19 protein-coding genes and 1 pseudogene are annotated in these 24,230 nt (G+C 72.4%); 7 read left to right on the top strand and 13 right to left on the bottom strand.

The genetic code is table 11. The features are described from left to right. A pseudogene (locus BEK98_RS28265) lies at positions 1–306 on the top strand (biotin synthase BioB); the annotation flags it as partial. A gap of 72 nt (positions 307–378) precedes the next feature. On the opposite strand, the gene exaC reads toward BEK98_RS28265, so the two are convergent. From exaC to xylB, 6 genes are all read right to left on the bottom strand, one after another. Next, on the bottom strand, positions 379–1,902 hold the full coding sequence (exaC, locus tag BEK98_RS28260) for an acetaldehyde dehydrogenase ExaC (RefSeq protein ID WP_094219511.1): 1,524 nt from the start codon (positions 1,900–1,902) through the stop codon (positions 379–381). Between the two features lie 56 nt (positions 1,903–1,958). Continuing rightward, positions 1,959–3,266, bottom strand: coding sequence for a GAF domain-containing protein (locus tag BEK98_RS28255; RefSeq protein ID WP_094219510.1), 1,308 nt, complete (start codon positions 3,264–3,266; stop codon positions 1,959–1,961). A 79-nt stretch (positions 3,267–3,345) separates the two neighbouring features. Next, complete coding sequence (locus BEK98_RS28250) at positions 3,346–3,954, bottom strand: N-acetylmuramoyl-L-alanine amidase (RefSeq protein ID WP_094219509.1); 609 nt, start codon at positions 3,952–3,954, stop codon at positions 3,346–3,348. A 58-nt stretch (positions 3,955–4,012) separates the two neighbouring features. Beyond that, on the bottom strand, positions 4,013–5,689 hold the full coding sequence (locus BEK98_RS28240) for an amino acid permease (protein WP_341868991.1): 1,677 nt from the start codon (positions 5,687–5,689) through the stop codon (positions 4,013–4,015). 243 nt (positions 5,690–5,932) lie between these two features. After that, positions 5,933–7,141, bottom strand: coding sequence for an ROK family transcriptional regulator (locus tag BEK98_RS28235; RefSeq protein ID WP_094219508.1), 1,209 nt, complete (start codon positions 7,139–7,141; stop codon positions 5,933–5,935). Between the two features lie 58 nt (positions 7,142–7,199). Further along, positions 7,200–8,645 (bottom strand): xylulokinase, encoded by a 1,446-nt coding sequence (xylB, locus tag BEK98_RS28230; RefSeq protein WP_094219507.1) that lies wholly within the window; start codon positions 8,643–8,645, stop codon positions 7,200–7,202. 194 nt (positions 8,646–8,839) lie between these two features. Here xylB and xylA point away from each other — a divergent pair, with 194 nt between their 5' ends. Then, positions 8,840–10,006, top strand: coding sequence for a xylose isomerase (xylA, locus tag BEK98_RS28225; protein WP_094219506.1), 1,167 nt, complete (start codon positions 8,840–8,842; stop codon positions 10,004–10,006). 657 nt (positions 10,007–10,663) lie between these two features. On the opposite strand, the gene BEK98_RS28210 is transcribed toward xylA, so the two are convergent. The 3 genes from BEK98_RS28210 to BEK98_RS28200 form a co-directional block, all read right to left on the bottom strand. Beyond that, positions 10,664–12,004: an esterase-like activity of phytase family protein gene (locus BEK98_RS28210; RefSeq protein ID WP_094219505.1), complete on the bottom strand. Its 1,341-nt coding sequence runs from the start codon at positions 12,002–12,004 to the stop codon at positions 10,664–10,666. A gap of 131 nt (positions 12,005–12,135) precedes the next feature. Further along, the gene (locus tag BEK98_RS28205; RefSeq protein ID WP_094219504.1) at positions 12,136–13,446 is read right to left on the bottom strand and encodes an SWF or SNF family helicase; all 1,311 of its coding nucleotides are present in this window, start codon (positions 13,444–13,446) and stop codon (positions 12,136–12,138) included. Beyond that, complete coding sequence (locus tag BEK98_RS28200; RefSeq protein WP_094219503.1) at positions 13,443–16,295, bottom strand: DEAD/DEAH box helicase; 2,853 nt, start codon at positions 16,293–16,295, stop codon at positions 13,443–13,445. The genes BEK98_RS28205 and BEK98_RS28200 overlap by 4 nt, the downstream gene beginning before the upstream one ends. A 209-nt stretch (positions 16,296–16,504) precedes the next feature. Here BEK98_RS28200 and BEK98_RS28195 point away from each other — a divergent pair, with 209 nt between their 5' ends. Continuing rightward, entirely contained in the window at positions 16,505–16,687 is a 183-nt protein-coding gene (locus BEK98_RS28195; protein WP_094219513.1) for a hypothetical protein, read from the top strand. Positions 16,688–16,787: 100 nt separating this feature from the next. Here the strand turns inward: BEK98_RS28195 and BEK98_RS28190 are convergent, their stop codons facing one another. Together BEK98_RS28190 and BEK98_RS28185 are read right to left on the bottom strand one after the other, a co-directional pair. Then, complete coding sequence (locus tag BEK98_RS28190) at positions 16,788–17,633, bottom strand: hypothetical protein (protein ID WP_094219502.1); 846 nt, start codon at positions 17,631–17,633, stop codon at positions 16,788–16,790. A 141-nt stretch (positions 17,634–17,774) separates the two neighbouring features. Then, complete coding sequence (locus BEK98_RS28185; protein ID WP_094219501.1) at positions 17,775–18,071, bottom strand: hypothetical protein; 297 nt, start codon at positions 18,069–18,071, stop codon at positions 17,775–17,777. A gap of 98 nt (positions 18,072–18,169) precedes the next feature. On the opposite strand from BEK98_RS28185, the gene BEK98_RS28180 reads away from it, so the two are divergent. Beyond that, a complete protein-coding gene (locus tag BEK98_RS28180) occupies positions 18,170–19,075 on the top strand; it encodes an oxygenase MpaB family protein (protein WP_094219512.1) in 906 nt (301 codons plus the stop codon). Here BEK98_RS28180 and BEK98_RS28175 read toward each other — a convergent pair. After that, positions 19,052–19,585: a PadR family transcriptional regulator gene (locus BEK98_RS28175; protein WP_094219500.1), complete on the bottom strand. Its 534-nt coding sequence runs from the start codon at positions 19,583–19,585 to the stop codon at positions 19,052–19,054. The two genes, BEK98_RS28180 and BEK98_RS28175, sit on opposite strands and share 24 nt — an antisense overlap. 117 nt (positions 19,586–19,702) lie before the next feature. Here BEK98_RS28175 and BEK98_RS28170 point away from each other — a divergent pair, with 117 nt between their 5' ends. Further along, positions 19,703–20,458 carry an alpha/beta fold hydrolase gene (locus BEK98_RS28170; RefSeq protein WP_094219499.1) on the top strand — a complete coding sequence of 252 codons (756 nt, stop codon included), beginning with the start codon at positions 19,703–19,705 and terminating at the stop codon, positions 20,456–20,458. A 13-nt stretch (positions 20,459–20,471) separates the two neighbouring features. Here the strand turns inward: BEK98_RS28170 and BEK98_RS28165 are convergent, their stop codons facing one another. Beyond that, a complete protein-coding gene (locus tag BEK98_RS28165) occupies positions 20,472–21,071 on the bottom strand; it encodes a class I SAM-dependent methyltransferase (RefSeq protein WP_094219498.1) in 600 nt (199 codons plus the stop codon). Positions 21,072–21,223: 152 nt separating this feature from the next. Between BEK98_RS28165 and BEK98_RS28160 the strand changes: the two genes are divergently transcribed. Then, on the top strand, positions 21,224–21,997 hold the full coding sequence (locus BEK98_RS28160) for an MHYT domain-containing protein (protein ID WP_094219497.1): 774 nt from the start codon (positions 21,224–21,226) through the stop codon (positions 21,995–21,997). Between the two features lie 47 nt (positions 21,998–22,044). Further along, positions 22,045–24,230, top strand: a 2,186-nt coding sequence (locus BEK98_RS28155) for a sensor histidine kinase (RefSeq protein ID WP_167444277.1), incomplete at its 3' end; no start/stop codon positions are given.

Below are 24,230 nucleotides of genomic sequence, written 5' to 3'. Positions count from 1 at the left end.
CAGCGCTGCCTGCGCATCCTGGCGATGGTCCGCTTCGTCTGCCCGGACGTCGAGGTGCGCATCGCGGGCGGCCGCGAGGTCCACCTGCGCACCATGCAGCCCCTCGCCCTGAACCTCGCCAACTCCATCTTCCTCGGCGACTACCTGACCAGCGAGGGCCAGGTCGGCCAGGCCGACCTGGACATGATCGCGGACGCCGGCTTCGAGGTAGAGGGCACCGACCAGGTCACACTGCCCGAACACCGAAAGGACCTTGTCGCCGTACGTCGCCGGGGTGCCGGAACAGACCTCGCGGCCAATGCCTGATCTGACGGCACCTGAGGCCGCGAAGGGCGCCTGACGGGCATTTGCCCTGGTCAGGCGCCCTTTTTTCGGTGCCTAGAAGAAGCCGAGCTTCTTCGGCGAGTACGACACCAAAAGATTCTTCGTCTGCTGGTAGTGCTCCAGCATCATCTTGTGCGTCTCGCGGCCGATTCCGGACTGCTTGTAGCCGCCGAACGCCGCGTGCGCGGGGTAGGCGTGGTAGCAGTTCGTCCAGACCCGGCCCGCCTGGATCGCGCGGCCCGCGCGGTACGCGGTGTTGATGTCCCGGGTCCACACGCCAGCGCCGAGGCCGTACAGCGTGTCGTTCGCGATCTTGATGGCGTCGTCGAAGTCGTCGAACGAGGCCACCGAGACGACCGGCCCGAAGATCTCCTCCTGGAAGATCCGCATACGGTTGTCGCCCTCGAAGATGGTCGGCTGGACGTAGTAGCCGCCCTTCAGCTCGCCGTCGTACTCCACGCGTTCGCCGCCGGTGAGGACCTTGGCGCCCTCCTGCCGGCCGATGTCCAGGTAGGAGAGGATCTTCTCCAGCTGGTCGTTGGAGGCCTGGGCGCCGATCATCGTGTCGGTGTCGAGGGGGTGCCCCGGCTTGATCTGCCGGGTGCGGGCCACGGCCGCCTCGAGGAACTCCGCGTAGTTGCCGCGCTGGACGAGCGCCCGGGAGGGGCAGGTGCACACCTCGCCCTGGTTGAGCGCGAACATGGTGAAGCCTTCGAGCGCCTTGTCCCGGAAGTCGTCGTCGTGGGCCCACACGTCGTCGAAGAAGATGTTCGGGGACTTGCCGCCGAGTTCCAGCGTGACCGGCTTGATGTTCTCCGAGGCGTACTGCATGATCAGCCGCCCGGTCGTGGTCTCCCCGGTGAACGCCACCTTCGCCACCCGCGGGCTGGAGGCCAGCGGCTTGCCCGCCTCCACACCGAAGCCGTTGACGATGTTGACCACGCCCGGCGGCAGCAGGTCGGCGACCAGGCTCATCCAGTAGTGGATGGACGCCGGGGTCTGCTCGGCGGGCTTGAGGACGACCGCGTTGCCCGCGGCGATCGCCGGCGCGAGCTTCCAGGCGGCCATCAGGATCGGGAAGTTCCACGGGATGATCTGCGCGACCACGCCGAGCGGCTCGTGGAAGTGGTACGCCACCGTGTCGTCGTCGACCTCGCCGAGCGAGCCCTCCTGTGCGCGGATGGCGCCCGCGAAGTAGCGGAAGTGGTCGATGGCGAGCGGGATGTCGGCCGCCAGCGTCTCGCGCACCGGCTTGCCGTTCTCCCAGCTCTCGGCCACCGCGAGGGGTTCGAGGTGGGCCTCCATGCGGTCGGCGATCTTCAGCAGGATGTCGGAACGCTCCGTCACCGAGGTACGACCCCACCCGGGCGCGGCCTCGTGCGCCGCGTCCAGCGCCCGCTCCACGTCCTCCGCGGTACCGCGCGCGATCTCGGTGAACGGCTGTCCGTTGACCGGCGACGGATTCTCGAAGTACTGACCGCGCAACGGCGGCACGTACGCTCCGCCGATGAAGTGGTCGTAGCGCGCCTGGTAGGAGACGATCGCGCCCTCGGTGCCGGGCGCCGCGTAACGGGTCATGCTGGTCTGCCTCCCGGTGAACCGCTGCCCGCCGTTGGGCAGCTCGCGGCGCGAGGCTAGAGGGGCGGACGTTGCAAGTACGTTGCGCCGCCGGTCGGCGCCGGTGTCTGGTGAGCCGGTACGGCCAGCTCGGCCTCCAGCGCCGAGAGCCGTGCCCGCACCGGCGCCGACGGCCGCACCGCCGCGAGGGCCCGCCACACCTCCAGGTCGTCCTCACCCCAGGGCGCACGCGCCCAGTCCGCGAGCAGATCGGGGTCGCCGTGGGCGATCAGAGCCGCCCGCAGACCGTCGGCGAGGAGGCGCCGGAGCCGCACCACCGCCGGTGCCTGCGAACCCGGCAGCAGCGGGCCCGCGTACGCCTCCACCGCGGACGTGAGCGCCCCCGCCTCCAGCCGCCGCTCCACCACGGTGGCGTCGGACTCGACCGCCGCCGTCAGCCGGTACGGCCGTGACGCGAGCAGTCCCGTACCCACCAGCCGTCTCAGCCGGGCCAGTTCGGCGCGCAGCGTCACCGGGGTCACCGACTCGTCCGCGTACAGCCCGCACAGCAGTTCGTCGCCGGTCAGCCCCTCGGGATGGCGGGCGAGCAGGACCAGGATCTCGCTGTGCCGTCGGCTGAGCCTGATCCGGCGGCCGTCCAGCCGCAGTTCGGCCTCGTCGCGGCCCAGCACACTCAGCAGGGCGGAGTCCTCGCCGCGCCGGGGCGGGGCGAGCAGCGCGAGCTGGGACTCGGCGGCCCGCGCCACCGCCTGCACGAAGCCCAGACTGTGCGGATGCGCCAGCCCGTCGCCACCGGTGATGTCCACGGCGCCGAGGACCCGGCCGGTGTGCGGATCGTGCACCGGCGCGGCCGCACAGGTCCACGGCTGCACCCGCCGTATGAAGTGCTCCGCCGCGAACACCTGCACCGGCCGGTCCAGGGCGACCGCGGTACCCGGCGCGTTGGTGCCGACCGCCGTCTCCGACCAGCGTGCCCCGGGCACGAAGTTCATCCGGTCCGCCAGCCGCCGGGTCGCCGGATGCCCCTCGACCCACAGCAGCCTGCCGTGCGCGTCGCACACCGCGAGCAGATGCTCCCCGTCGGCGGCGAACGTGCCCATCAGCTCCCGGAACAGCGGCATCACCCGGGCCAGCGGGTGCTCGGCCCGATAGGCGCCGAGGTCGCCGTCGGTCAGCTCCACGCTCGCGGTGCCGTCCGGCCCCACACCGGCTCGCGCGCTGCGCCGCCACGACTCGGCCACCACCTCGCGCACCGGGCGCGACACCGTGCCCGCCGTGGTGAACGCCTCGTGCGCGCGGCGCAGCACCCGGACTCGCTCGGCGGGGTCGGCCCCCGGCTCCAGGGCCACCCACGGATCGGTCAACTCGCCCTCCCCGGACGGTGAAACGGCTGGGACCATCGTCACGCGCCGTGTTCGCGCGGACAACCGTTTCGACGTCCGACTAGGCGAAATTGACCAGTCTGAGGTAGCGGACCCAGTCCCAGTACGGTCCCGGATCGGTGTGGTCGGTGCCCGGCACCTGGTAGTGGCCGATGATGTGCTTCCGGTCCCTGGGGATGTCGTACTTGGCGCAGATGGCCGCCGTCAGCTGTGCGGACTGCTCGTAGAGGGCGTTGGTGAAGTAGGCGGGCCGGTCCACCCAGCCCTCGTGCTCGATGCCGATGCTGCGGGTGTTGTAGTCCCAGTTGCCCGCGTGCCAGGCGATGTCGGCCTCGTGCACGCACTGGGCGACGTGCCCGTCCGCCGAGCGGACCAGATAGTGCGCGGACACTTTCTTCTGCGGGTTCTGGAAGATGGCCAGCGTGTCCGGGTACGTCTCCTGCGTGACATGGATGATCACGCGGTCGATGGTGTAGTCATCGGGGCGGTCGGACGAGGTGTAGTTGCCGGTGGTCGCCGGCTGCCACTCGGCCGCGGGGTAGTCGACGGCTCCCTGCGCACCCGCGCGGGCGTCGGGGAGCAGCGTGTAGGGGACGGCGGCGAGAGCCGCGCCCTTCAGAATCCGTCGCCTGCTGAGCTGGGCTGCACGTCCGGGCCGGTTCGTGTCCATCGTCGGCTGCCTTTCACGAGCGGGTGTGGGGGGCACAAGCTGCGCGACTGATGCGGCGTCAGCGGCCGAGCGCCTGTGCCGTCTCCCGCAGCCGCGCGTGCATGCCGCGGTAGGTGTCCCGCGCGGGCAGCCACTCCTTGCGGAGCTTGGCCACGCACGTGTAGTTGGTGTCGCACACGTTGGCCAACGGCGATTCGACCGCCTGGGTTGCGAACTGATACGCGTCCAGCTCACTGAACCCGTAGTCGCGGACCAGCCACTGCACCAGGTCAAGCTGCGATATCCGGAAGGCGTCCTCCAGCGGGCGCGCCGAGCCGGTCGAGATGAGATGCGTGTCCGATTCCAGCCGGGGCCACGGAGTGGCGACGTCCTTGAGGAGGTCGACGATCACCACGGTGTTCATCGCGCACTCCACGGCGACCCCGAGTTCGGTCACGAAGTCGAACACCGGGATCCCGGCGGCCGTCAGCAGTGCCGGGACGAACGCGGCGATGCCCAGCAGCGGGAAGAGCAGATGCCGTACCGGTTTGAACCCCTCCCGGCCGCCCCGCAGGAAGTAGCCCGCGCAAGCGAGGTTCACGACGATGTAGACGCCGACGACGACCGTGACGATCACCGTGGCGAGGAGCAGGAACGCGGTCACCGGGTCGTAGGCGAGACCGAGCCCCAGGACGGCGCCGACCGCGACGACGGTCTGCACCGCGATGCCCACCACGGGGGAGCGATGCCGGGGATGGAGCGTGGCGAGCAGGCGGGGAAGGACGCGGATACGGGCCAGCGCGAAGGCCGTACGGGTCGAGACGTTGGCGCACGCGTTGGCGTTGGCGATCGTCGAGTTGACCACCGCAAGGAACACCAGCACCCAGAACAGGCCGAACGAGGCCCGGGCCACGCCCTCCCAGGAGGCGGCTCCCGACGCGCCGAACCTCGCGAGGCGGTCCGGGCCGAAGTAGACGGCCATCGCGTACGTCGTGACCACGTAGAACAGACCGATGCCCAGGGCCGCTCCGAGGACCGCGCGGTGCATGGTCCGGCGGGGGTCGCGCGTCTCCTCGGCGAGCGGCGCCGCGGCCTCGAACCCGGCGAACGCGAGGACCGTGTACACGGACCCGGCGAAGACTCCGCTGACCCCGCCGTACCCCTCCGCGGTGTGTGACGTGCCGAAGACCGACAGGGTGTTGGCGTCGCCCGCCTTGCCGATGAGCCAGACCGCGAACACCAGGAAGACGAGGATTTCGAAGATCCCGAGGACGGTGCCGAAGCGGGCCGAGGCGCGGACGCCGAGGTAACCGGCGCCGGCGATCACGACGGCGCCCGCCAGCGACCACGGCCACCACAGGTCCGCGGGATACGAGGACCACTCCTCGTGCAGCGTGCCCGCCGTGGTGAAGCCGAGCTGCAGCAGGAGCAACGGCGGGACCAGCGTCTCCACGAACACGTAACCCCAGCCGACGAGGAAGCCGATGGCAGGGTGGAGCCCCCTTGCCGCGTAGGTGGCCACCGAACCGGCCGCGGGCAGCTCGCGTGCCAGCTCGGCCACGCAGGACGCGGTGAACAGGCAGGCCACCAGGGCGATCAGCACGGCCAGCGGCAGGCTGCCGCCGGCGAAGGCGGCGCCCGCGGGGATCGAGGCGGCCACCGCGGCGGCCGGTGCCATCGCCGTGATGCTCTGGAACAGGACCTCGCGCAGCCCGATGGCGTCCCGCCGCAGCGTCCCGGTCGTCTCCCCGTGCATGTGTCCCCCCGATGTGTGTCAGCCGACTGTCACCCGACGCGTGAGCATCCCTTCGTCGTGCGAGTGCGTCGCCGGGCAGGCCGGGCGGCTGCGCCTCGCGTGAATCACGGTACGGCGCGGGCGAGTTGGGCAGAAGGGCGCGCCGCGGATCCGTGGACAACCGGCGAACTGTGGACAACTCGGCCACCCGATCGAGTGAGACCAGGCTGTCACCAGGCCGTTCGAGCCCACCGCAGCGAGCCGTCAGGGCCGCTCGGCCACCGCTGCCGGATCGTCCAGGACGGCCCGGACGACCGAGTGGGCGGCGCCCAGCAGCGGGCCCTCGGAACCCAGTCCGGACACCCACACCGGGCAGGCCGGTCCCGCCGTACGGCCCGTCAACTCGGCCTCCAGCGACGGCAGCAGCCAGGGGGAGAGGCCGGCGAGGGCCCCACCGAGGACGACCGTCTCGGGATCGAGCAGATTGACCGCTCCGGTCAGGGCGATGCCGAGCGCCGTACCGGCGTCCCGCAGGGCCCGCCGTACGGCCTCGTCGCCCTCCTCGGCCCGTCCCGCGAGCAGGCCGACCATGTCCTCCTGCGGCTGCAGACCGGCCGCGCGCAGCACCGCCTCCTCCCCGGCGAACTGCTCCAGGCACCCACGCCCGCCGCACGGGCAGGCGGGCCCGTCCGGGCGGACCGGCACATGACCCAGCTCGCCCGCGAAACCCCGCGTGCCGCGCAGCAGTTGCCCGTCCACGACGACCGCGGCGCCGATGCCGATCTCGGCCGACACATGCAGGAAGTCGCGCGGGGTGCCGGCACCGAGCCACAGCTCCGCCAAGGCACCGAAGTTGGCCTCGTTGTCCACGGTCAGGGGCAGGCGGCCGGGCAGCAGGGGTCCGAGGTCCGCGTCGTTCCAGTCGAGGTTCGGGGCGCGTACGACCGTCCGGCCGTCCCGTGCCACCAGTCCCGGCACGGCGACCGCGAGACCGGCGGGCCACAGCCCCTCCCGCTCCGCCTCGGCCACCACCCGGCGGACCAGCGCCGTCAGCTCCTCGATCACCGGCCCCGGGGCGCGGCCCCGGTTCGCACCGTGCCGCACGGCCCGGGCGCGGACCGCGCCGCGCAGGTCGACCGCGCAGACCGCGAGATGATCGACGCCGACCTCGGCCCCGATGCCGGCGGGACCGTGCCCGCTCACCGCGAGCGCGGATCCGGGGCGGCCCACTCGGCCCGGCCGTTCCGGACCCAGTTCCTCCAGCAACCCCCAGCGGATCAGCTCGTCCACGAGGGTCGACACGGCCGCCCGCGTGAGGCCGATGTGCGAGGCGACCGCGGCCCGCGACAGCGGGCCTTCCGCGCTGACGGCGTGCATCACCCGGGCGAGGTTGCGCCGGCGCATGCCTTGCTGGGTGTCCGGCAGAGAACGTCCGGTACCGGGCGGGCGGCCCTCGTGCAGCGGTGCGGTCATGCCCTGGTCAATCCTCGGTGTCTGCCGCCGGGCTCAGCTCGAACTGCGGCGGCTGGGCTCAGCGGGATTCCGGCCCCCGCTCCAGCAGCGGGGCCGCGTCGGAGAGTACCCCGCTGATCCGGGCCAGCGTCGCCTCGTCCCGCTCCACGGCGTCCAGCACCGGGCCCGCGGCCGTGTTCCAGCGGCGGGCCACCGCGCCCGGGTCCTCGCCGGTCAGCAGGCCCGCGGCCTGCGCCGCGGCCCCGAGGGCGACCAGCTCCCTGGCCTCCGGGACCTGGACCGGCCGCCCCGACAGCCGCCGTACCGTCTGCTGCCAGGCGGTCCCCCGGGCTCCGCCGCCGATCAGCAGCAGCGGGGTGGTGCGGTCCGCGTCCTGGTCCAGGACCAGGTCGAGCGCGCCGAGCAGCGCGTGCACCGCACCGTCGTAGGCCGCCTGCAGCAGCTGACCCGGGGTGGTGTCGTGCCGCAGCCCGTGCAGCAGGCCGGAGGCGTTCGGCAGGTTCGGAGTGCGCTCGCCGTCCAGGTACGGCAGCAGGGTGACGGAGGTGCCGGGCTCGACGGCCTCTCGGTCCAGGCCCAGCAGGGCCGCGACGCGGTCCACGGCGAGGGTGCAGTTCAGGGTGCAGGCCAGCGGCAGCCAGTCCCCGTGCGCGTCCGCGAAGCCCGCCACCGTGCCCGTCGGATCGGTGGGGCGGTGCTTGGAGACGGCGTACACGGTGCCCGACGTACCGAGACTGAGCACCGGGGTGCCCGGACGCAGGCCGAGCCCCAGCGCCGCGGCCGCGTTGTCACCGGTGCCCGGCGCCACCAGCGTGCCCTTGGAGAACGGCAGGTCGTGGTGCTCGCGCACGGTGCCGGCCACCTCGCCCGGCCGCACCACCCGGGGCAGTATCGCCGGGTCGAGCCCCACGTGGGCCAGCGTCTCCTCGTCGTAGGCCTCCGTCCCCGACGCCCACCAACCCGTGCCGGAGGCGTCGCCGCGGTCCGTGGTGCCCTGACCGGTCAGGCGCTCGGTGAGGTAGTCGTGAGGGAGCCTCACCGCCCTGGTGGCACGGACCGCCTCCGGCTCGTGCTCGGCCAGCCACGCCCACTTCGTGACCGTGAACGACGCTCCGGGCACGCTGCCGGTGCGCTCCGCCCAGCCCTTCGGGCCGCCCAGCTCCTCGACGAGCCGCCGGGCCTGCGGTGCCGAGCGGACGTCGTTCCAGAGCAACGCGGGGCGTACCGGTTCGCCCCGCTCGTCCAGGGTGACCAGGCCGTGCTGCTGGCCGCCGATGGACACCGCGGCCGCCTCGTGCGCGGGCTCACCGCACTGGCGCAGCGCCTCGCACAGGGCGTCCCACCACTGACGCGGATCACTCTCCCGGCCCGCACCGGAGGACACGGTGTGCGGCGCCTGGCCGCTCGCCACGACCTCACCGGTGGCCGCGTCGACGACCAGCGCCTTCGTGGACTGGGTGGATGTGTCCACGCCGACGACGAGCGGACCCTCGGCTGCTGACATCGGGTTCTCCTCTTCCGCGGCTGCGCGGGATGTGCTGTGAACTGGCAAGACTTCTGTCAACGACCTCTGGCGACGACGTCTGTCGACGACACCTTGTGGTCGAAGACACACCTTGTCTCTTCCCAGAGATGCGTTCGCATACTAATTTGTAAACGGCCATGACGAAATAGTCGTACGCAGCAAGGAGTCGCGGCATGAGCTACCAGCCCACCCCCGAGGACAGGTTCACCTTCGGCCTGTGGACCGTCGGCTGGCAGGGAAGGGACCCGTTCGGCGACGCCACCCGCCGCGCCCTCGACCCGGTCGAAACGGTGCAGCGCCTGGCCGATCTCGGCGCCCACGGAGTGACCTTCCACGACGACGACCTGATCCCCTTCGGGGCCACGGACACCGAGCGCGAGTCGCACATCAAGCGCTTCCGCCAGGCCCTGGACGCCACCGGCATGACCGTCCCGATGGCCACCACGAACCTGTTCACGCACCCCGTCTTCAAGGACGGCGCGTTCACCGCCAACGACCGCGACGTCCGCCGCTACGCGCTGCGCAAGACGATCCGGAACGTCGATCTCGCCGTCGAGCTGGGCGCTAAGACGTACGTCGCCTGGGGCGGCCGCGAGGGCGCCGAGTCCGGTGCCGCCAAGGACGTGCGCGCGGCCCTCGACCGGATGAAGGAGGCGTTCGACCTCCTCGGCGAGTACGTCACCTCCCAGGGCTACGACATCCGCTTCGCCATCGAGCCCAAGCCGAACGAGCCGCGCGGCGACATCCTGCTGCCCACCGTCGGTCACGCGCTGGCCTTCATCGAGCGCCTGGAGCGTCCCGAGCTGTACGGCGTCAACCCCGAGGTGGGCCACGAGCAGATGGCCGGGCTCAACTTCCCGCACGGCATCGCGCAGGCCCTGTGGGCCGGCAAGCTCTTCCACATCGACCTCAACGGGCAGTCCGGTATCAAGTACGACCAGGACCTGCGGTTCGGCGCCGGAGACCTGCGCGCCGCCTTCTGGCTCGTCGACCTCCTGGAGAGCGCCGGTTACGACGGGCCCCGCCACTTCGACTTCAAGCCGCCGCGGACCGAGGACCTCGACGGCGTGTGGGCGTCGGCGGCCGGCTGCATGCGCAACTACCTCATCCTGAAGGAGCGTGCGGCCGCCTTCCGCGCCGATCCGGAGGTCCAGGACGCGCTGCGTGCCTCCCGCCTGGACCAGCTGGCCCAGCCGACCGCGGCGGACGGCCTGCAGGCGCTGCTCGCCGACCGTACGGCCTTCGAGGACTACGACGTGGAGGCGGCCGCCGCGCGCGGTATGGCCTTCGAACGGCTCGACCAGCTGGCGATGGACCACCTGCTGGGCGCGCGGGGCTGAGTGCGCACGCGCGCGTGGAGGGCCGTTTCCGAGCGGCCCGCCCGCGCGCGTGCTCGCCGTCTTCGGGGCTTCGGTGGGGCGGGGCGTCGGGCTCCGGTGGGGGCTGACCGCCCGCCGCGTGGGCTGCGGCGGAATCGTGCGGTCCGTGGCATGAGCCGGTATCAGCTTCCGCGCGCGGGTGGTCTCATGGCCGGGTGGTGGCGACTCTGGACGGTATGTCCCTGCCGCCTGTACCCCCTGTGCCGCCCGGACCGCCCGGCGCCACCCCGCCTCCGCCCGGCGGATTCGGACCGCCGCAGGGCGGTTACGGCCCGCCCCCTCCGGGCGAGCCGGACCGGTCATGGCCTCCGGAGCCCGCGCGACGTAAGCGCGGCCCGTTGTTCGCCGTCCTGGCCGTCCTCGTGACCGCCGCTGCCGTTCTCGCCGTGGTGCTGATGGCCTCCGGGAAGCACGGCACGGGGGACGAGAAGGCGCCGAAGGAGAGCGGCACGAGCACGAGCCGCTCTCCCCGGCCCTCCTTCAGTCTTCCCACCGAGCTGCCCAGCCGGCTGCCTTCGCGGCTGCCGACCGAGCTGCCCTCGGGTTTCCCGAGCACACTGCCGAGCGACCTGGAGTCGATCCTGCCCTCTCTCCGGCGAGCTGCCCTGACCGGGCCTCTCACAGGCCTTCGGGCAGCCGGACGTACGTCAGGGTCGTCTTGATCCCGCTGTCGACGAGGCGGCCCTGGGCGTCGAAGGCGCCGGCTCCGTCGGTCATCCCGAAGTCGTTGTCGTTGATGAGGGCGAGCGTGTCGTGGTCCACGCGCGCGATGCCCTCGATCTTCCCCGGCACACCGCCCACCTTGCCCAGGTCGACGACGAGCCGCTTGCTCAGCACCGGCACGCCTGCCGCGGCAGGGTCGTCCAGCTGCTCCAGCGACGGAGAGGTCGTGTCGTCGTCCCAGGGGCCGCCGAGGATGTCGGCCTTCTGCCCCAGCCTGACCAGCTGCAGTCGGGCCGCCTTGTCGGTGCGCTCCTCCACCAGCAGACGGTCACCGCCGACGGCCACGACCGAGGAGATCTTCAGCTCGGAGGTGTCGTCCTCGCTCGGGTCGACGACGTTCACCGGGTCGAAGCGGTAGGCGTACTCCGCGGTGACGGCCTGCTTCCGCGGTGAGAAGCGCAGCAGACGGGTCGTGCGCGAGGCCTCACCGGCGGCCGTGTCGGGCAGCGAGAGCGGGCTCTGCAGGGCCATCACCAGGTCGCCACAGGGAAGCTGCGCCAGCCCCTCGAAGCCGCGGTTGATCTTCCGGTGCAGCAGGACGGACGGCAGCGCCTCCACCACCGGGTAGTCGGTGCCGGTGAGGTTCAGCCCCTTGGGCACGTAGCGAGTGAGCACCTGCCCGCGCGCGGAGACGTGGACGAGCGAGGGGCCGTACTCGTCCACGAGCCAGAACGTCCCGTCCCCGGCCCGCACGATGCCCTCGGTGTCCAGACCGTTCGGGTTGAACGACAGCGGGGTCGTGGCGTCGTACGTGTACGGCGCCTCGTCGCGGCTCTTCTGGTCGGGCAGCCCGGTGACGGCCTTCCCCGAGGACGTGGTGATCGGGATCGCGTCGATCACCTCGATCTCGTCCCCGGAGACCCGGATCTTCACGATCGCGGGGTCGAATCCCGGCACCGGGAACGTCCGGCGCTTCTTGCCGTCCACCTTGATCTGACCGTTGGGGCCGCGGTCGGTCACGGTCCAGTACTCGCCCTTGCGGCCCGCCGGGTAGATGTCGCTGCCTATGCCCCCGAGATCCACCCCGTGGTCGTCGTCCACGCTGCCGGGCAGCAGCGCGTTGCTGAACGCGCCGAGCGGGATCTCCCCGAGGGTCGCCGTGCGGATGACACGGGCGTCCCCGGACGGCGCAGCTGTGGCCGTTCCCGCGGCCACGAGGGCGGCTGCCAGGGCCAGGGGGAGGCCCGTGGCGACGGAACGGTGGACGCGGCGCCGGCTGGTGGCGTGCGGGGACATCGGGCCTCCTGGGGCAACTTCGTTGACTGCGGCCACATTTGGGCCCCAGGAGGAACACCGCACGACCCCGGGGTGAACAAGCGGCGTCCACCGCTCGTCGGGTCGCCCTCACTCAGGGAACTGGCAGTCCGTCAAGTGCCCGCGTACGACTGGTCCTCCGGGCCGAGCCGCGCCGCGGCCAGTGCCGTCGCCGGATCCCGGTCCGCGCCGCCCGCCGGAACCCAGCGCCCGCCTTCCTCGCGGTAGGGCCACCAGCGGCCCTCCCGGCCGAGGCGCAGCTGAACCCCTTCCGCCGCGACGGTCCAGCGGTTGCCGACCGGTCGGAACGACGGCTGCTCGTCCTCCTCCCAGGCCGCCTCCAGGGCCGCACGCGCGCGTGCGAGCGCCACGTCCTCCACCTGCCACTCCTCGTCGAGCACGGCCAGGGCCGCCGCACCACCGACGCGCCAGGCGCGAACGGCCGTCGCCAGCCCCTCGCGGCCCCGCCCCGCCTCTTCGGCGAGCCGGTCGGCGACAGCACCGGGCGCCGCTCCGTCGGCGAGCCTTACGGCGTCCTGAGCGGCCGTCAATTCCGTGTCAGGCTCCCCACTGAGGCTCTGTCTGAGCATGCGGTGGGCCTCGACGGCCGTCCGCGCCGCCAGATACCGCAGCGCCACGGGGTCGATCCCGGGCACCGGAGCCGTCTCGGCGTCGAAGGACGGCGGTTCGCCAGGGATCTCCGGGAGGCCGGGCAGAGCGGGCAGCGGAGGCAGGATGTCCGCGGCCGCCCAGGCCTCAGCCGCGTCCACGCTCTCAGCCGCGTCCACGCCCTCGGCCGCGGCGGACTCGTCCGGGGAGGCGGCGCTTCGCAGATGCAGCTCGTGCAGGAACGCGCTCTGAGCCCGGCCCCTCATGAGCAGCAGCACGAACGGATCCTCGTCCAGCAGACCCGCCACCTGATGGCACAGGGCAGCGGTGTGCCCACAGTGGTCCCATGCGTCACAGTCGCACTCGGGTTCCAGATCGCCCAGGCCCGGCAGGAGTTCGATCCCCCTGATCGCCGCGTCCTCGATCAGATGCGACGGCAGTTCCCCGTCGAGGAGCGCGGCCAGGTGTCCGGCCTGCTCCACGGCCAGGTCCAGAAAACCGACCCACTGCTCTTCGGACAGTTCCGGCACCAGGACGTCGGCCCGGTGCGCCGAGCCTCTCGGATCACGGACGACGGCGGTGACCCGGCCCGGCCGTACCGTCACGGCGCCGACGCCGCCCCCGCGCGCGAGTCGGCGCCCCGCCTTCACAGCCGCGGAATCCAGCGCCGTTTCCTCCAACGCGCCCAGCCAGGCGCGGCCCCACCAGGTCTGCGCGAACCCGCGCCCGCGCGCGGGCGGCAGCGCGGCGAACGTGCGTTCCAGGCCACGGTCGGGCTCATCGGTGAAATCGGTGCAATCGGCGTAGTGGTTCATCGTGCCTCCCCGCGCAGTTCCACCAGTGCGGCCAGGTCCGCGTCCGTCAGCTCCGTCAGTGCCGCCTCGCCCGCGCCGAGCACAGCGTCCGCCAGTTCCCGCTTGCGCCCGAGCATCTCCGCGATGCGGTCCTCGACGGTCCCCTCGGCGATCAGCCGGTGCACCTGCACCGGGCGGGTCTGCCCGATGCGGTACGCGCGGTCGGTGGCCTGCGCCTCGACCGCCGGGTTCCACCAGCGGTCGTAGTGCACGACATGCTCGGCCCGCGTGAGGTTCAGGCCCGTTCCCGCGGCCTTCAGCGAGAGCAGGAACACCGGCACCTCGCCCGCCTGGAAGCGGCGCACCAGCGCCTCCCGCTCGGCGACCGGGGTGCCACCGTGCAGGAGCTGCGAGGGCACCCCACGGGCCGTCAGGTGCCCTTCGAGCAGGCGGGCCATTCGCACGTACTGCGTGAAGACCAGGACACCCGAGCCCTCCGCGAGGATGGTGTCGAGCAGTTCGTCCAGCAGTTCCAGCTTCCCCGACCGTCCTGTGAGCCTCGGTTCGTCCTTCTTGAGGAACTGCGCCGGGTGGTTGCAGATCTGCTTCAGCCCGGTCAGCAGCTTCACGATCAGGCCCCGACGGGCCATGTCGTCGGCGTCCGCGATCCGCTCGAGGGTCTCGCGGACCAGCGCCTCGTACAGGCCCGCCTGTTCCTGCGTCAGTGCCACCGGGTGATCGGTCTCGGTCTTCGGTGGCAGTTCCGGCGCGATTCCGGGGTCGGACTTTCGGCGCCGCAGCAGGAACGGCCGTACGAGCCGGGCGAGACGCTCAGCGGCGGCGGGATCCCGGCCACCCTCGACCGGCTGCGCATACCGCGTGCGGAAGGTGCCGAGGCGGCCGAGCAGTCCTGGTGTGGTCCAGTCGAGGATCGCCCACAGTTCCGTGAGGTTGTTCTCCACCGGTGTGCCCGTGAGCGCCACGCGCGCGCGTGCGCCGATGGACCGCAGCGCACGCGCGGTCGCCGCATACGGGTTCTTCACGTGCTGCGCCTCGTCGGCGACGACCATGCCCCAGGGCACCTCGGCGAGCCGCTCGGCGTCCAGGCGCATGGTGCCGTAGGTCGTGAGGACGAACTCCGCGTCCCCCAAGGAGCCGAGACCGCGCCCGGGCCCGTGGAATCGGCGCACCGGGACACCGGGTGCGAACCGCTCGATCTCGCGCTGCCAGTTGCCGAGCAGGGACGCCGGGCAGACCACGAGCGTGGGCCCGGCAGACGAGGCGTCCGTCTGCCGGTGCAGGTGCAGAGCGATCAGGGTGACCGTCTTGCCGAGCCCCATGTCGTCGGCCAGACAGCAGCCCAGCCCGAGAGCTGTCGTCCGGGCCAGCCAGCCGAGGCCCCGCAGCTGGTAATCCCGCAGGGTGGCGGCAAGGGCCGCGGGCGGGTCGACGGGCTGCCCGGCCTCCGGATCCGCGAGCCGCTCCCGAAGCTGCGCCAGCCATCCCGTGGGCCGTACCTCGACCCGGTGGCCGTCGACCTCTGCCGAGCCCGTCAGAGCGGCGGCCAGCGCCTCGACCGGCGCGATCGAGCGGTCCTGCCGGGTACGGGCGCGGTCCGCCTCCCGCGGGTCGACCAGCACCCATCGGTCGCGCAGCCGCACGAGGGGGCGCTTGGCCTCGGCGAGTCGGTCCAGTTCGTCGCGCGACAGTTCGCGCCCGCCCAGCGCGAACCACCAGCGGAACGTGAGCAGGGCGTCGGCCGAGAGGAACGACGGCAGCGCCGAACCCTCCCCGTCCCGCGGGCCGACGGCCGCGTGCGCGGTCAGCTCTCGTGACAGCTCCTTCGGCCAGTGCACGTCGACTCCCGCGGCGGCCAGTGCCCGGGCGCCCTCGCCAAGGAGTTCGGCGATCTCGTCGTCGGCAAGGTCCACCACGTCGGGCACGGCGGCGGAGAGCAGAGGCGCCAGCGGCGGCCACGCCCCGGCCGCCCGGCGCAGCGCCAGCAGCGTGTCCGCCCGCGCGCGGGGGCCGAACGCGTCGCGCGCGGGTCCGGCGCCGGCCCACAGGTCGGCGGCGTCCGTGACGTCCGCCGCCCCGCTCACGCCGTGCACTTGGAGCACCGCGCGGAACCGCACGGGGATGTCGTCCTCACGTACGGCGTCCTGCAGACCGTGCGCCTCCACGCGCAGCGAAAGGCGTACGCCCGCGTCGTGGCCGGCGGCGATGTCGTCGGCCCACGCGCGCAGGCCCGGCAGATGCTGAGGCTCCGGTGCCGCGTACACCGCACCGCCCGTCACGAGCGGCGCGGCCGGGGAGCGGGGGAGTGTGTCGGCGACCGCGTCCAGGAAGGCGCGCAGCAGCCGCTCGGGGTCGGGCAGCCGAGGGCGCCCGTCGGCGGCGAGCGGCACGGCGTGTGCCTCCGGAGGCATGGCCGCGGCGAGTTCGCGGACCAGCTCCGCATCGCCGGCGGACAGGGACCCCACCCTCCAGGCGTCGTGATCGCCGGAGGAGAGGCCCGGCAGGAGCAGGCCGCGCGCCAGGAAGTGCAGAGCCAGCAAGCCGGCCGTGCCCCAGAACGCGGTGGCCCGATGGATCCCCGACTCCGCACGCGCGCGAGTGAGCACCGGCAGGGCGGTGCGCACCGGCAACAGCAGAGCGGGCATCCGTACCCGTTCGACGGTCCGGTCCGGCGCGGGCACCACCAGGTCCAGCTCCGAGACAGACCCCTGGGCGAGGTCGGGGAGAGGCTCGCCGTCCGGTCGCCAGAAGGCGATCAGGCCGGCGCGGGCGGGGTCGGACGGGACGAACACCGCGCAGCAACGGGCCAGTTCGGACAGGTCGGTGGATGGTGCCGTGGGAATCCTCTGCACAGTTCCGCCGCACTCCTCAAATTTGACTACTTGCTCGGAGGGGCCGACAGTACAGCACGCGGCGAACCCACCTCGAAGGCTTACGCTGTGACCTGGACCACTAAGGGGCGCGTCTCAGGGATGTCTCAGGGTCGAGCTTCGGAACCGCCGGGAGCGCGGGGCCGTTTTCAGAGCAGAGAGCGGCAGTGGCCGCGAAGGAGGCGACGCTCATGTCCAAGAACGCGAAGATCGCCGCAGGGGGTGTGGCGGTCGGTCTCATCCTGCTGATATGGCTGCCGTGGTGGGTGGCGTTCCTCATCGTGGTGGGGGTCCCGACCGCCGCCTACCTGGCGCTGGACCCCTCACAGCGGCGCAGGCTCCGCCGGGTCGGACGCAAGGAGCTCGGCCGCTGAGAGGCCGGCGATCGGACCAGGTCCGATCGCCGGGGCGGCCGCGGGCGCGCCACGGACCGCCGGGGACCGCACCTCCTCGGCGGACGCGGCCCCCACGGGGTCAGCTGGGCCGCACGGCCATCTTGTCGAGCGCCTCCAGAAGACCGGGCAGTTCGGGACCCCGGCCCACCGGCAGGACCTCCCCGGGCTCATCGTCGAGCAGGACGAACGCGATGTCGTCGGTGCGGGCCACCATCGACCATCCGGGGCCGTCGGCGCGCAGCGTACGAGCGTCGCCCGGGGCGAACGACGAGCGCACCCGGCCCAGCGGCGGCGGCGAGTCGATGTAGGCGCGCGCCTCCGCCAGCACCCGCCGGATGCCCTGGTGGCCGCCCTTCGGCGCGCTCTCCGGCTCATCGTCCGCCGAGGCCTTCGCCGTCTCTGCCTGATCACCGGGCGAAGGGAGGTGGTCGTCGCCGATCTGCTCCCGCCAGGCCGCCCACTGCAGCGCGATCTCATCGGCGCCCAGGCGCCGCTGGGCCGGCCCCCAGGAACTGGTGTCCGGCGGAGTCAGGGCAGGCCCCTCCACCACCTCGGGGCCGGGGTCGTGCGGCGCAGGCACACCGGGTGCGGCGACGGCGACCGCCAGCGGCCAGCCCGGCAGCGCCGTCACGACCGTGCGCTCGTCCGGCGACAGTTCGTACTCCATGCCGCAGTCCCAGGACGCGATCGCCACGGCGACCAGCGAGACGTCGTCGATGACGACCGTCCAGCGGGCCCCGTCGCCGTCCTGCCCGAGCACCAGGCCGTACCCGTCGGCCAGCGGCGCCAGGTCCAGCGCCGTGCAGGCCTCCGGGTAGTCGTCGCCCAGCACGCTCGGAAACTGCGCCGGCGTCAGCAGCACCGCCGTGAGCACGTACAGCGCCTCGTCCGCGGCGGCGACGGCCTCATTGTCCGTCCCGGCCATCCCTGCCTCCCCAGTGTTTCGTCCATCGGCGCGCACCCTAGTGCGAGCGGAAGCCGCTTGTCACGACTCCGCACACCACGCGGAGCTGCAGGTTTCCACCTGGACGGGGGCGAAACGACCGCCGTCGGCGGGTGCGTTTTCTCAGGCCGCCGGTAGCCCGAGGAGGTCGCGGGCCACCGCCCCGGGCGACTCGTCGCGCTCCCGGGCGAGCGCGATCACGGCCCGGCACGCCAGCTCGCTCACCCCGAACGACAGCGCCTCCGGAGACACCCATGCCGCCGCCTCGTCGATCCGGTCCTGATCGTCCTCCGCGCAGGCCGCCACATAGACGGCCGCCGCTTCGAACAAGTTGTGCGCACGCCGGTCCCGAGTGTCCGCCGCCTCCGCATGCGAGGAGGTACGGAATCTGGCGGCGTACTTGCGTATCACGTCGAACACGTGCCCCACCTTCCCCCTGAACGGGGTCGTTGCTGATCGTTCATCTTCTCCTGTTCAACGTAGAGTTGGAGCTTCGGCGGCAGAAGGGGGACGGCGCGGTGAAGCGCTTCGAGCGGCTCGAGCAGATCCGTCGGATGGATCCGGTGGCGGACGCTCTCGAAATCTACCGGCTCAGCGTGGCGTTCGAATTCCCCTGGGACTACACACGCGCTTTGGAGCTGGCCCTGTACCGCACCTACGCCGTGCCCAGCATCGGGCGACTGCTGGCGCAGACGGCGGAGCTGACCGAGCGCACACAGAAGCGGTACGACGACACCGTCCTCCTCCTCGACGCCGTCGTGGAGCACGGCTTCAGCGCCGACGAGGGCCGCACCGCGATCCGCCGCATCAACCAGATGCACCGCAGCTACGACATCAGCGACGACGACATGCGCTATGTGCTGTCCACCTTCGTGGTGGTGCCGAGGCGCTGGATCGACACCTACGGCTGGCGTCGTCTGTCCCGGCACGAGATCGTGGCCACCACCGAGTACTACCGCACCCTCGGCCGGCACATGGGCATCCCTGGCATCCCCGAGACCTACGAGGAGTTCGAAGCACTCCTCGACGCCTACGAAGAGGCGCACTTCGGCTGGGACGAGCAGGGCCGACGGGTCTCCGACGCCACCCTCGAACTGATGGCGTCCTGGTATCCGCGCCCGCTGGCACCGCTGCTGCGGACGGCCACGCTCGCCCTCCTCGACGAGCCGCTGCTGCGCGCCTTCCGCTACGAGCCGCCGAACCCGGCCAGTTCCGCGCTCGTGCGCCGCGCGGTCCGGACACGCGGCCGGCTGGTCCGGCTGCTGCCGCCGCGCCGCACAGCGCATTTCGCACGGCAGAACCGGGAGATCAAGGGCTATCCGAACGGCTACCGGCCGGCCGACCTGGGCACCCGCCCGGTCCCGGGAACGGGCGGCTGTCCGGTACGGCACCTGGACGCCTCAGCGGCCGACGGCCTCGAGTGAGGCGAGGGTGTCGCGCAGCCAGGCGAGTTCGGCGCGGCTCGTGGCACGCGCGATCTTGAGTACCCCGCGCCGGAACGGGTCGTCCAGTTCCTCGGCGGCCAACGGCCGGTCGCCGTCGTAGAAGAAGCTCGCCGGTTCCTCGAGGAAGGCCAGCCGGCGCCGTAGCACGGCCGCCTGGGCCGCCGGGTCGTCCAGGTGGCGCAGGAACGCGAGCAGCGTGAACCAGTGGTTCTCGTCGGTGATCTCGCGCTGCCCGGGGTCGGCGAGGCGGCGTCGCAGCTCCTGCCTGCCCTCCTCGGTGAGTGTCAGCACGTGACGCGGCGCGGCCACGGCACCGGGCTCGGTGGCCCGCGCCAGCAGGCCCGCCTTCTCCAGCCGCTTGATCGCCGGGTACAGCGTGCTCTCGGCGACGGGCCGCACATGGCCGGTGAGCGCGGCGATGTGCCGGCGCAGGACGTAGCCGTGCAGCGGGGCGTCGTACAGGAAACCGAGGATGGCGAGTTCCAGCATGCCCGCATTCTCTCGTAGACCCGCTTGTACAACGTAGCCTCGATATTTCGCTACCGTTATACATCGAACCCGAGGTATCTTCGGTGCACGTCATCGCAGGTATCAGGGAGGGGCCCCGTGAAGCAGGCCGAATTCGACAGCAAGGGGAGCCGGATCCGGTGGACGGAGGTGCCCGGTGAGGAGCCCGCGCGCGTGTACCTGCACGGACTCGGATCGGTTTCCGCCGTGTACCACGCGCACATCGCCGCCCGTCCCGAACTCGCGGGCAGGCGCAGCCTGTTCGTGGACCTGCCCGGACACGGCATCAGCGACCGGCCCGCGCACTTCGGCTACACGCTGGAGGAGAACGCCGACGCCGTGGCGGCCGCACTGGACCAGGCCGGCGTCACCGGAGCCGAGTTGATCGCGCACAGCATGGGCGGCGCCGTCGCCATCGTGCTCGCTCACCGGCGGCCCGACCTCGTCTCCCGGCTCGTCCTCACGGAGGCCAATCTGGATGCCTTCCCGCCGCAGACGGCAGCGAGCAGCGGCATCGCCGCCTACGGGGAGGACGAGTTCGTCGAAGAGCAGTACGCGCGCGTGCTCGAGGCCGTGGGACCGCTGTGGGCCGCCACGATGCGGCTGGCCGATCCCCGCGCGCTGCACCGCAGTGCCGTCGGTCTCCGGCGCGGTTCGGACCCCGTGATGCGCACGATTCTGGAAGGTCTGACGATCGACCGCGTCTACCTTCAGGGCGAGCACAGCGGCGAACTCCCGGGCAGGGAGGGCCTGGAAGCCGCCGGGGTCCGCGTGGTGACGGTGCCCGGCGCCGGGCACAACGTCATGTTCGACGACCCCGACGCCTTCGTGGCGACCGTGGCAGGGCGGATCTGATCCGCCCCGGCCGTCAGCCCTCGCGCACCGCCATGGCGAGGAAACGGGCGTCCTCGTCGACGTACGACGTCATGCGCCATCCCGCGCGGGCCAGGAGAGGACCGAGATTGGCCTCGGCCCGCAGGTCGTCAGGCGTGATCTGCCGCCCCTGACGCGCTGCCAGGGCTGCCCGGCCGATGGGATGGAACAGCGCCAGCATGCCGCCCGGGCGCACCACGCGGACCAGTTCCCGCAGGTTCTCGGAGGGCTTGGGCAGGTGTGCGATCAGGCCCGCCGCGAACACGGCGTCCATGGAAGCCGATCGCAGTGGCAGGGCGGCGACGTCCGCGAGCAGCAGTCGCCCCGCCCGGTCCCGCCCGGCCCGTGCGGCGGCCTGGAGCATCGCCGGGGTCAGGTCGATCCCGGCCACCACTCCGGAAGGCCCCACGGCGGCACGCAAGGGCGTAAGGGCGCGTCCGGTGCCGCAGCCCGCGTCGAGCACGCGGTCACCCGGGCGCAGGCCCAGGTTCGCGACGGCGGCCGCGTAGGCGGGGCCGTCGTCGGGGAACCTGCTGTCCCAGTCGGCCGCGCGCGCGGTGAAGAACTCCTGTACGTGTGTGTGGTCGTCGCTCATGCTCCGCATGATCCCTCACCGACACGGGGGACGTTCCTGCGCGCATGTTCGAGCTGGACGCGATCGTTCCATTGCCTGTCTGTGTCATATTCCAACACCTTTCGAAATGCGCCCCCTTCGTGCGCCCCTGCCCCGGCTAGCGTCCCGGGGCCATGGGACACCTGGACCACGCCGCCTTCGGCTGGCTGACCCCCGCGCTGTCGTACGTGATGGCCTGCATAGGCGCCGCACTGGGACTGCGCTGCACCGTGCGCGCGCTCGCCACCACCGGCCGCTCGCGCCGCAACTGGCTCGTCACCGCCGCCTCAGCGATCGGGACGGGCATCTGGACCATGCACTTCGTGGCCATGCTCGGCTTCCGCGTCAGCGGCACCGACATCCGGTACGACGTGCCGCTGACCATCCTGAGTCTCGTCGTCGCCATGGTCGTCGTCTGTGCCGGCGTCTTCGCCGTCGGGTACAGCCGGGACCGCAACCGGGCCCTCCTCCTCGGGGGGCTCACCACCGGGCTGGGCGTCGCGAGCATGCACTACCTGGGCATGGCGGCGGTTCGGCTGCACGGTCACGTGCGCTACGACCCCGTCCTCGTCGGACTCTCGGTCCTGATCGCCGTCGTGGCGGCGACCGCGGCCCTGTGGGCGGGGCTCAACATCAAGTCGCCTCTCGCGGTCACCCTCGCCTCCCTCGTCATGGGGGCGGCCGTCAGCAGCATGCACTACACCGGGATGTTCGCGGTGAGTGTGCGCGTCACCCCCTCCGGCGAGGTCCTGCCCGGGGCCACGGCGATGCAGTTCATCTTCCCCCTCGCCGTCGGCCTCGGGTCCTATCTGTTCCTCACCTCGGCCTTCGTCGCCCTCTCGCCCACGGCCGACGAGCGCGAGGCGTCCGCCTCGGCCCAGCGGCCCGTCCAGAGCGCCGCCCGCTAGCGGAGCCCGGCCCCGGAGCCCCGACCCACGTACCGAGCGAGGAGGCCATGCGCCCACCCCGTAGCACCCCCATAGCCGGCACCCCGGCGCAGTCCCCACCCCCGCCCCGCGGCCGCCGAGCACACGCCGGACCACCGGCCGACGAGGACGCGGGCGGGACCCTCGACACGCTCTCGGAGAACGCGTCCCCGCGCGCGGGCCGTTGGCACATGCGCCCCCGCACGGTGCGTGCCAAGGTGGTCTGCCTGCTGATGGTGCCCGTCATCTCCCTGCTCGCCCTGTGGGCGTACGCCACCGTCAGTACCGTCCAGGACGTCGCCCGGCTGCGTCAGTCCCAGCGGGTCGACGCCGAACTGCGCGCCCCGGTGGCCGCAGCCGTCACCGCGCTGCAGACCGAGCGGGCCGCGGCCGTGCGCTATGCCGCCGACCCGGGCGCAGGACGCGGCGACGACCTCGAAGGCCTCGCCGCCCGTACCGACCGCGCGGTGGCCAGGCTGCGGCTCGGCCACGGCAACACCGTCGCCGACAGCCAGGAACTGCCCGCCGGAGTCGGCGGACGCCTCGAGGACTTCGTCACCGGCGCCGAGCACCTGAGCGCGCTGCGGAGCGCCGTGCTCGACCACAAGGCCGACTGGAGCGAGGTGTACGCGCAGTACACGGACTCCATCGGTACCGCCTTCACGGTGGACGGCGCCCTCACCGGCATCCAGCAGGCCGACGTCGGCACCGACGCGCGCGTGCTGCTCGAATTCTCCCGCGCCGCCGAGGCGCTGGCCCAGGAGGACGCGATCCTCGGCAGCGCGCGCCCGGCCGCGAGCCTGCAGGGCGAACGGCTGCGGCTGTTCGGCGCGGCCGCCGCCACGCGCCGCACCCTCACCGAGGCGGCCGTGAACGACCTGCCCGTCACCCAGCGCGCCGCCTGGCGCGACCTGGCCGGCAGCAGCGCCTATACCGGCCTCACCGCCACCGAGGACAAGATCCTCGCCGCCGGCACCGGCGCCAAGGCGGTGGACACCGCACCGGCGAGCGCCTGGAACACCGCCCACGCGCGCGTGCAGGACGCCATGCGGACCATCGCGACGGACACCGGCCGAGCCGTCGCGGGCCGCGCCGACCCGTTCACACGCGGCTTTCTGAGCCCCGCGGGCGCCGCGGTTGTCTTCGGCCTCGCCGCCGTCGCCGCCTCGCTCGTCATCTCCGTCCGCATCGGACGGGCCCTCGTCGTCGAGCTGGTGAGCCTGCGCAACGACGCCCTGGAGATCGCCCGCCGCAAACTCCCCGCAGCGATGCGGAAACTGCGCACCGGCGAGGAGATCGACATCCAGGCCGAAGCGCCCGCCGGACCGCCCGCCGAGGACGAGACCGGCCAGGTCGCCGAGGCCCTGACCACCGTGCACCGCGCCGCCCTGCACGCAGCGGTGGAGCGCGCCGAACTCGCCAGCGGCATCTCCGGAGTCTTCGTCAACCTGGCCCGACGCAGCCAGGTGCTGGTCCACCGCCAGCTCAGCCTCCTGGACAGCATGGAGCGGCGCTCCGACGACCCCGACGAGCTGAGCGACCTCTTCCGTCTCGACCACCTCACCACCCGGATGCGGCGCCACGCCGAGAGCCTGATCATTCTCTCCGGAGCCGCCCCCGGCCGTGCCTGGCGCATGCCGGTGTCCCTCACGAACGTCGTCCGCGCCGCCGTCTCCGAGATCGAGGACTACGCGCGCGTGGAGGTTCGCCAGCTCCCCGAGGCGTCCGTCAACGGCGCGGCGGTCGCCGACGTCACCCACCTGCTCGCCGAACTCGTCGAGAACGCCGCCCAGTTCTCGCCGCCCCACACGCGTGTGCGCGTCACCGGTGAACCTGTCGGCAACGGCTACGCCCTCGAAGTCGAGGACCGCGGCCTCGGCATGGGCGACGACACCCTCGCGGAGGCCAACCGGCGGATCGAGCAGTCCGAGGCCCTGGACCTGTTCGACAGCGACCGCCTCGGGCTGTTCGTGGTCAGCAGGCTGGCCTCCCGGCACGGCATCAAGGTGCACCTGCGTACCTCCCCCTACGGAGGCACCACCGCGGTCGTCCTGGTGCCCACCGCCCTGCTGCACACCCGCGCCGCCGAACGCCCCGCCCGCGAGGAGACACCGGCACGGCCGGAGCAGCCGCGCGCGTACGTGCCCGTGCCCGACCCGCCCCGGCCCCCCTCCGCGGTGACCGCACCGACCGGCCGACCCGCCCTCGCGGTCAC

The sequence above is a fragment of the Streptomyces diastatochromogenes genome, assembly GCF_002242805.1.
Lineage (GTDB): Bacteria > Actinomycetota > Actinomycetes > Streptomycetales > Streptomycetaceae > Streptomyces > Streptomyces diastatochromogenes.
Note: the sequence above shows the minus strand (reverse complement) of the source record. Positions and strands in the feature narration are given on the sequence as shown.

Excerpts from the sequence above, each read along its gene's own strand:
- exaC (WP_094219511.1), bottom strand. The coding sequence starts at position 1,902 with ATGACCCGTTACGCGGCGCCCGGCACCGAGGGCGCGATCGTCTCCTAC.
- BEK98_RS28250 (WP_094219509.1), bottom strand. The coding sequence starts at position 3,954 with ATGGACACGAACCGGCCCGGACGTGCAGCCCAGCTCAGCAGGCGACGG.
- BEK98_RS28240 (WP_341868991.1), bottom strand. The coding sequence starts at position 5,689 with ATGCACGGGGAGACGACCGGGACGCTGCGGCGGGACGCCATCGGGCTG.
- BEK98_RS28235 (WP_094219508.1), bottom strand. The coding sequence starts at position 7,141 with ATGACCGCACCGCTGCACGAGGGCCGCCCGCCCGGTACCGGACGTTCT.
- xylB (WP_094219507.1), bottom strand. The coding sequence starts at position 8,645 with ATGTCAGCAGCCGAGGGTCCGCTCGTCGTCGGCGTGGACACATCCACC.
- xylA (WP_094219506.1), top strand. The coding sequence starts at position 8,840 with ATGAGCTACCAGCCCACCCCCGAGGACAGGTTCACCTTCGGCCTGTGG.
- BEK98_RS28210 (WP_094219505.1), bottom strand. The coding sequence starts at position 12,004 with ATGTCCCCGCACGCCACCAGCCGGCGCCGCGTCCACCGTTCCGTCGCC.
- BEK98_RS28205 (WP_094219504.1), bottom strand. The coding sequence starts at position 13,446 with ATGAACCACTACGCCGATTGCACCGATTTCACCGATGAGCCCGACCGT.
- BEK98_RS28195 (WP_094219513.1), top strand. The coding sequence starts at position 16,505 with ATGTCCAAGAACGCGAAGATCGCCGCAGGGGGTGTGGCGGTCGGTCTC.
- BEK98_RS28190 (WP_094219502.1), bottom strand. The coding sequence starts at position 17,633 with ATGGCCGGGACGGACAATGAGGCCGTCGCCGCCGCGGACGAGGCGCTG.
- BEK98_RS28175 (WP_094219500.1), bottom strand. The coding sequence starts at position 19,585 with ATGCTGGAACTCGCCATCCTCGGTTTCCTGTACGACGCCCCGCTGCAC.
- BEK98_RS28165 (WP_094219498.1), bottom strand. The coding sequence starts at position 21,071 with ATGAGCGACGACCACACACACGTACAGGAGTTCTTCACCGCGCGCGCG.
- BEK98_RS28160 (WP_094219497.1), top strand. The coding sequence starts at position 21,224 with ATGGGACACCTGGACCACGCCGCCTTCGGCTGGCTGACCCCCGCGCTG.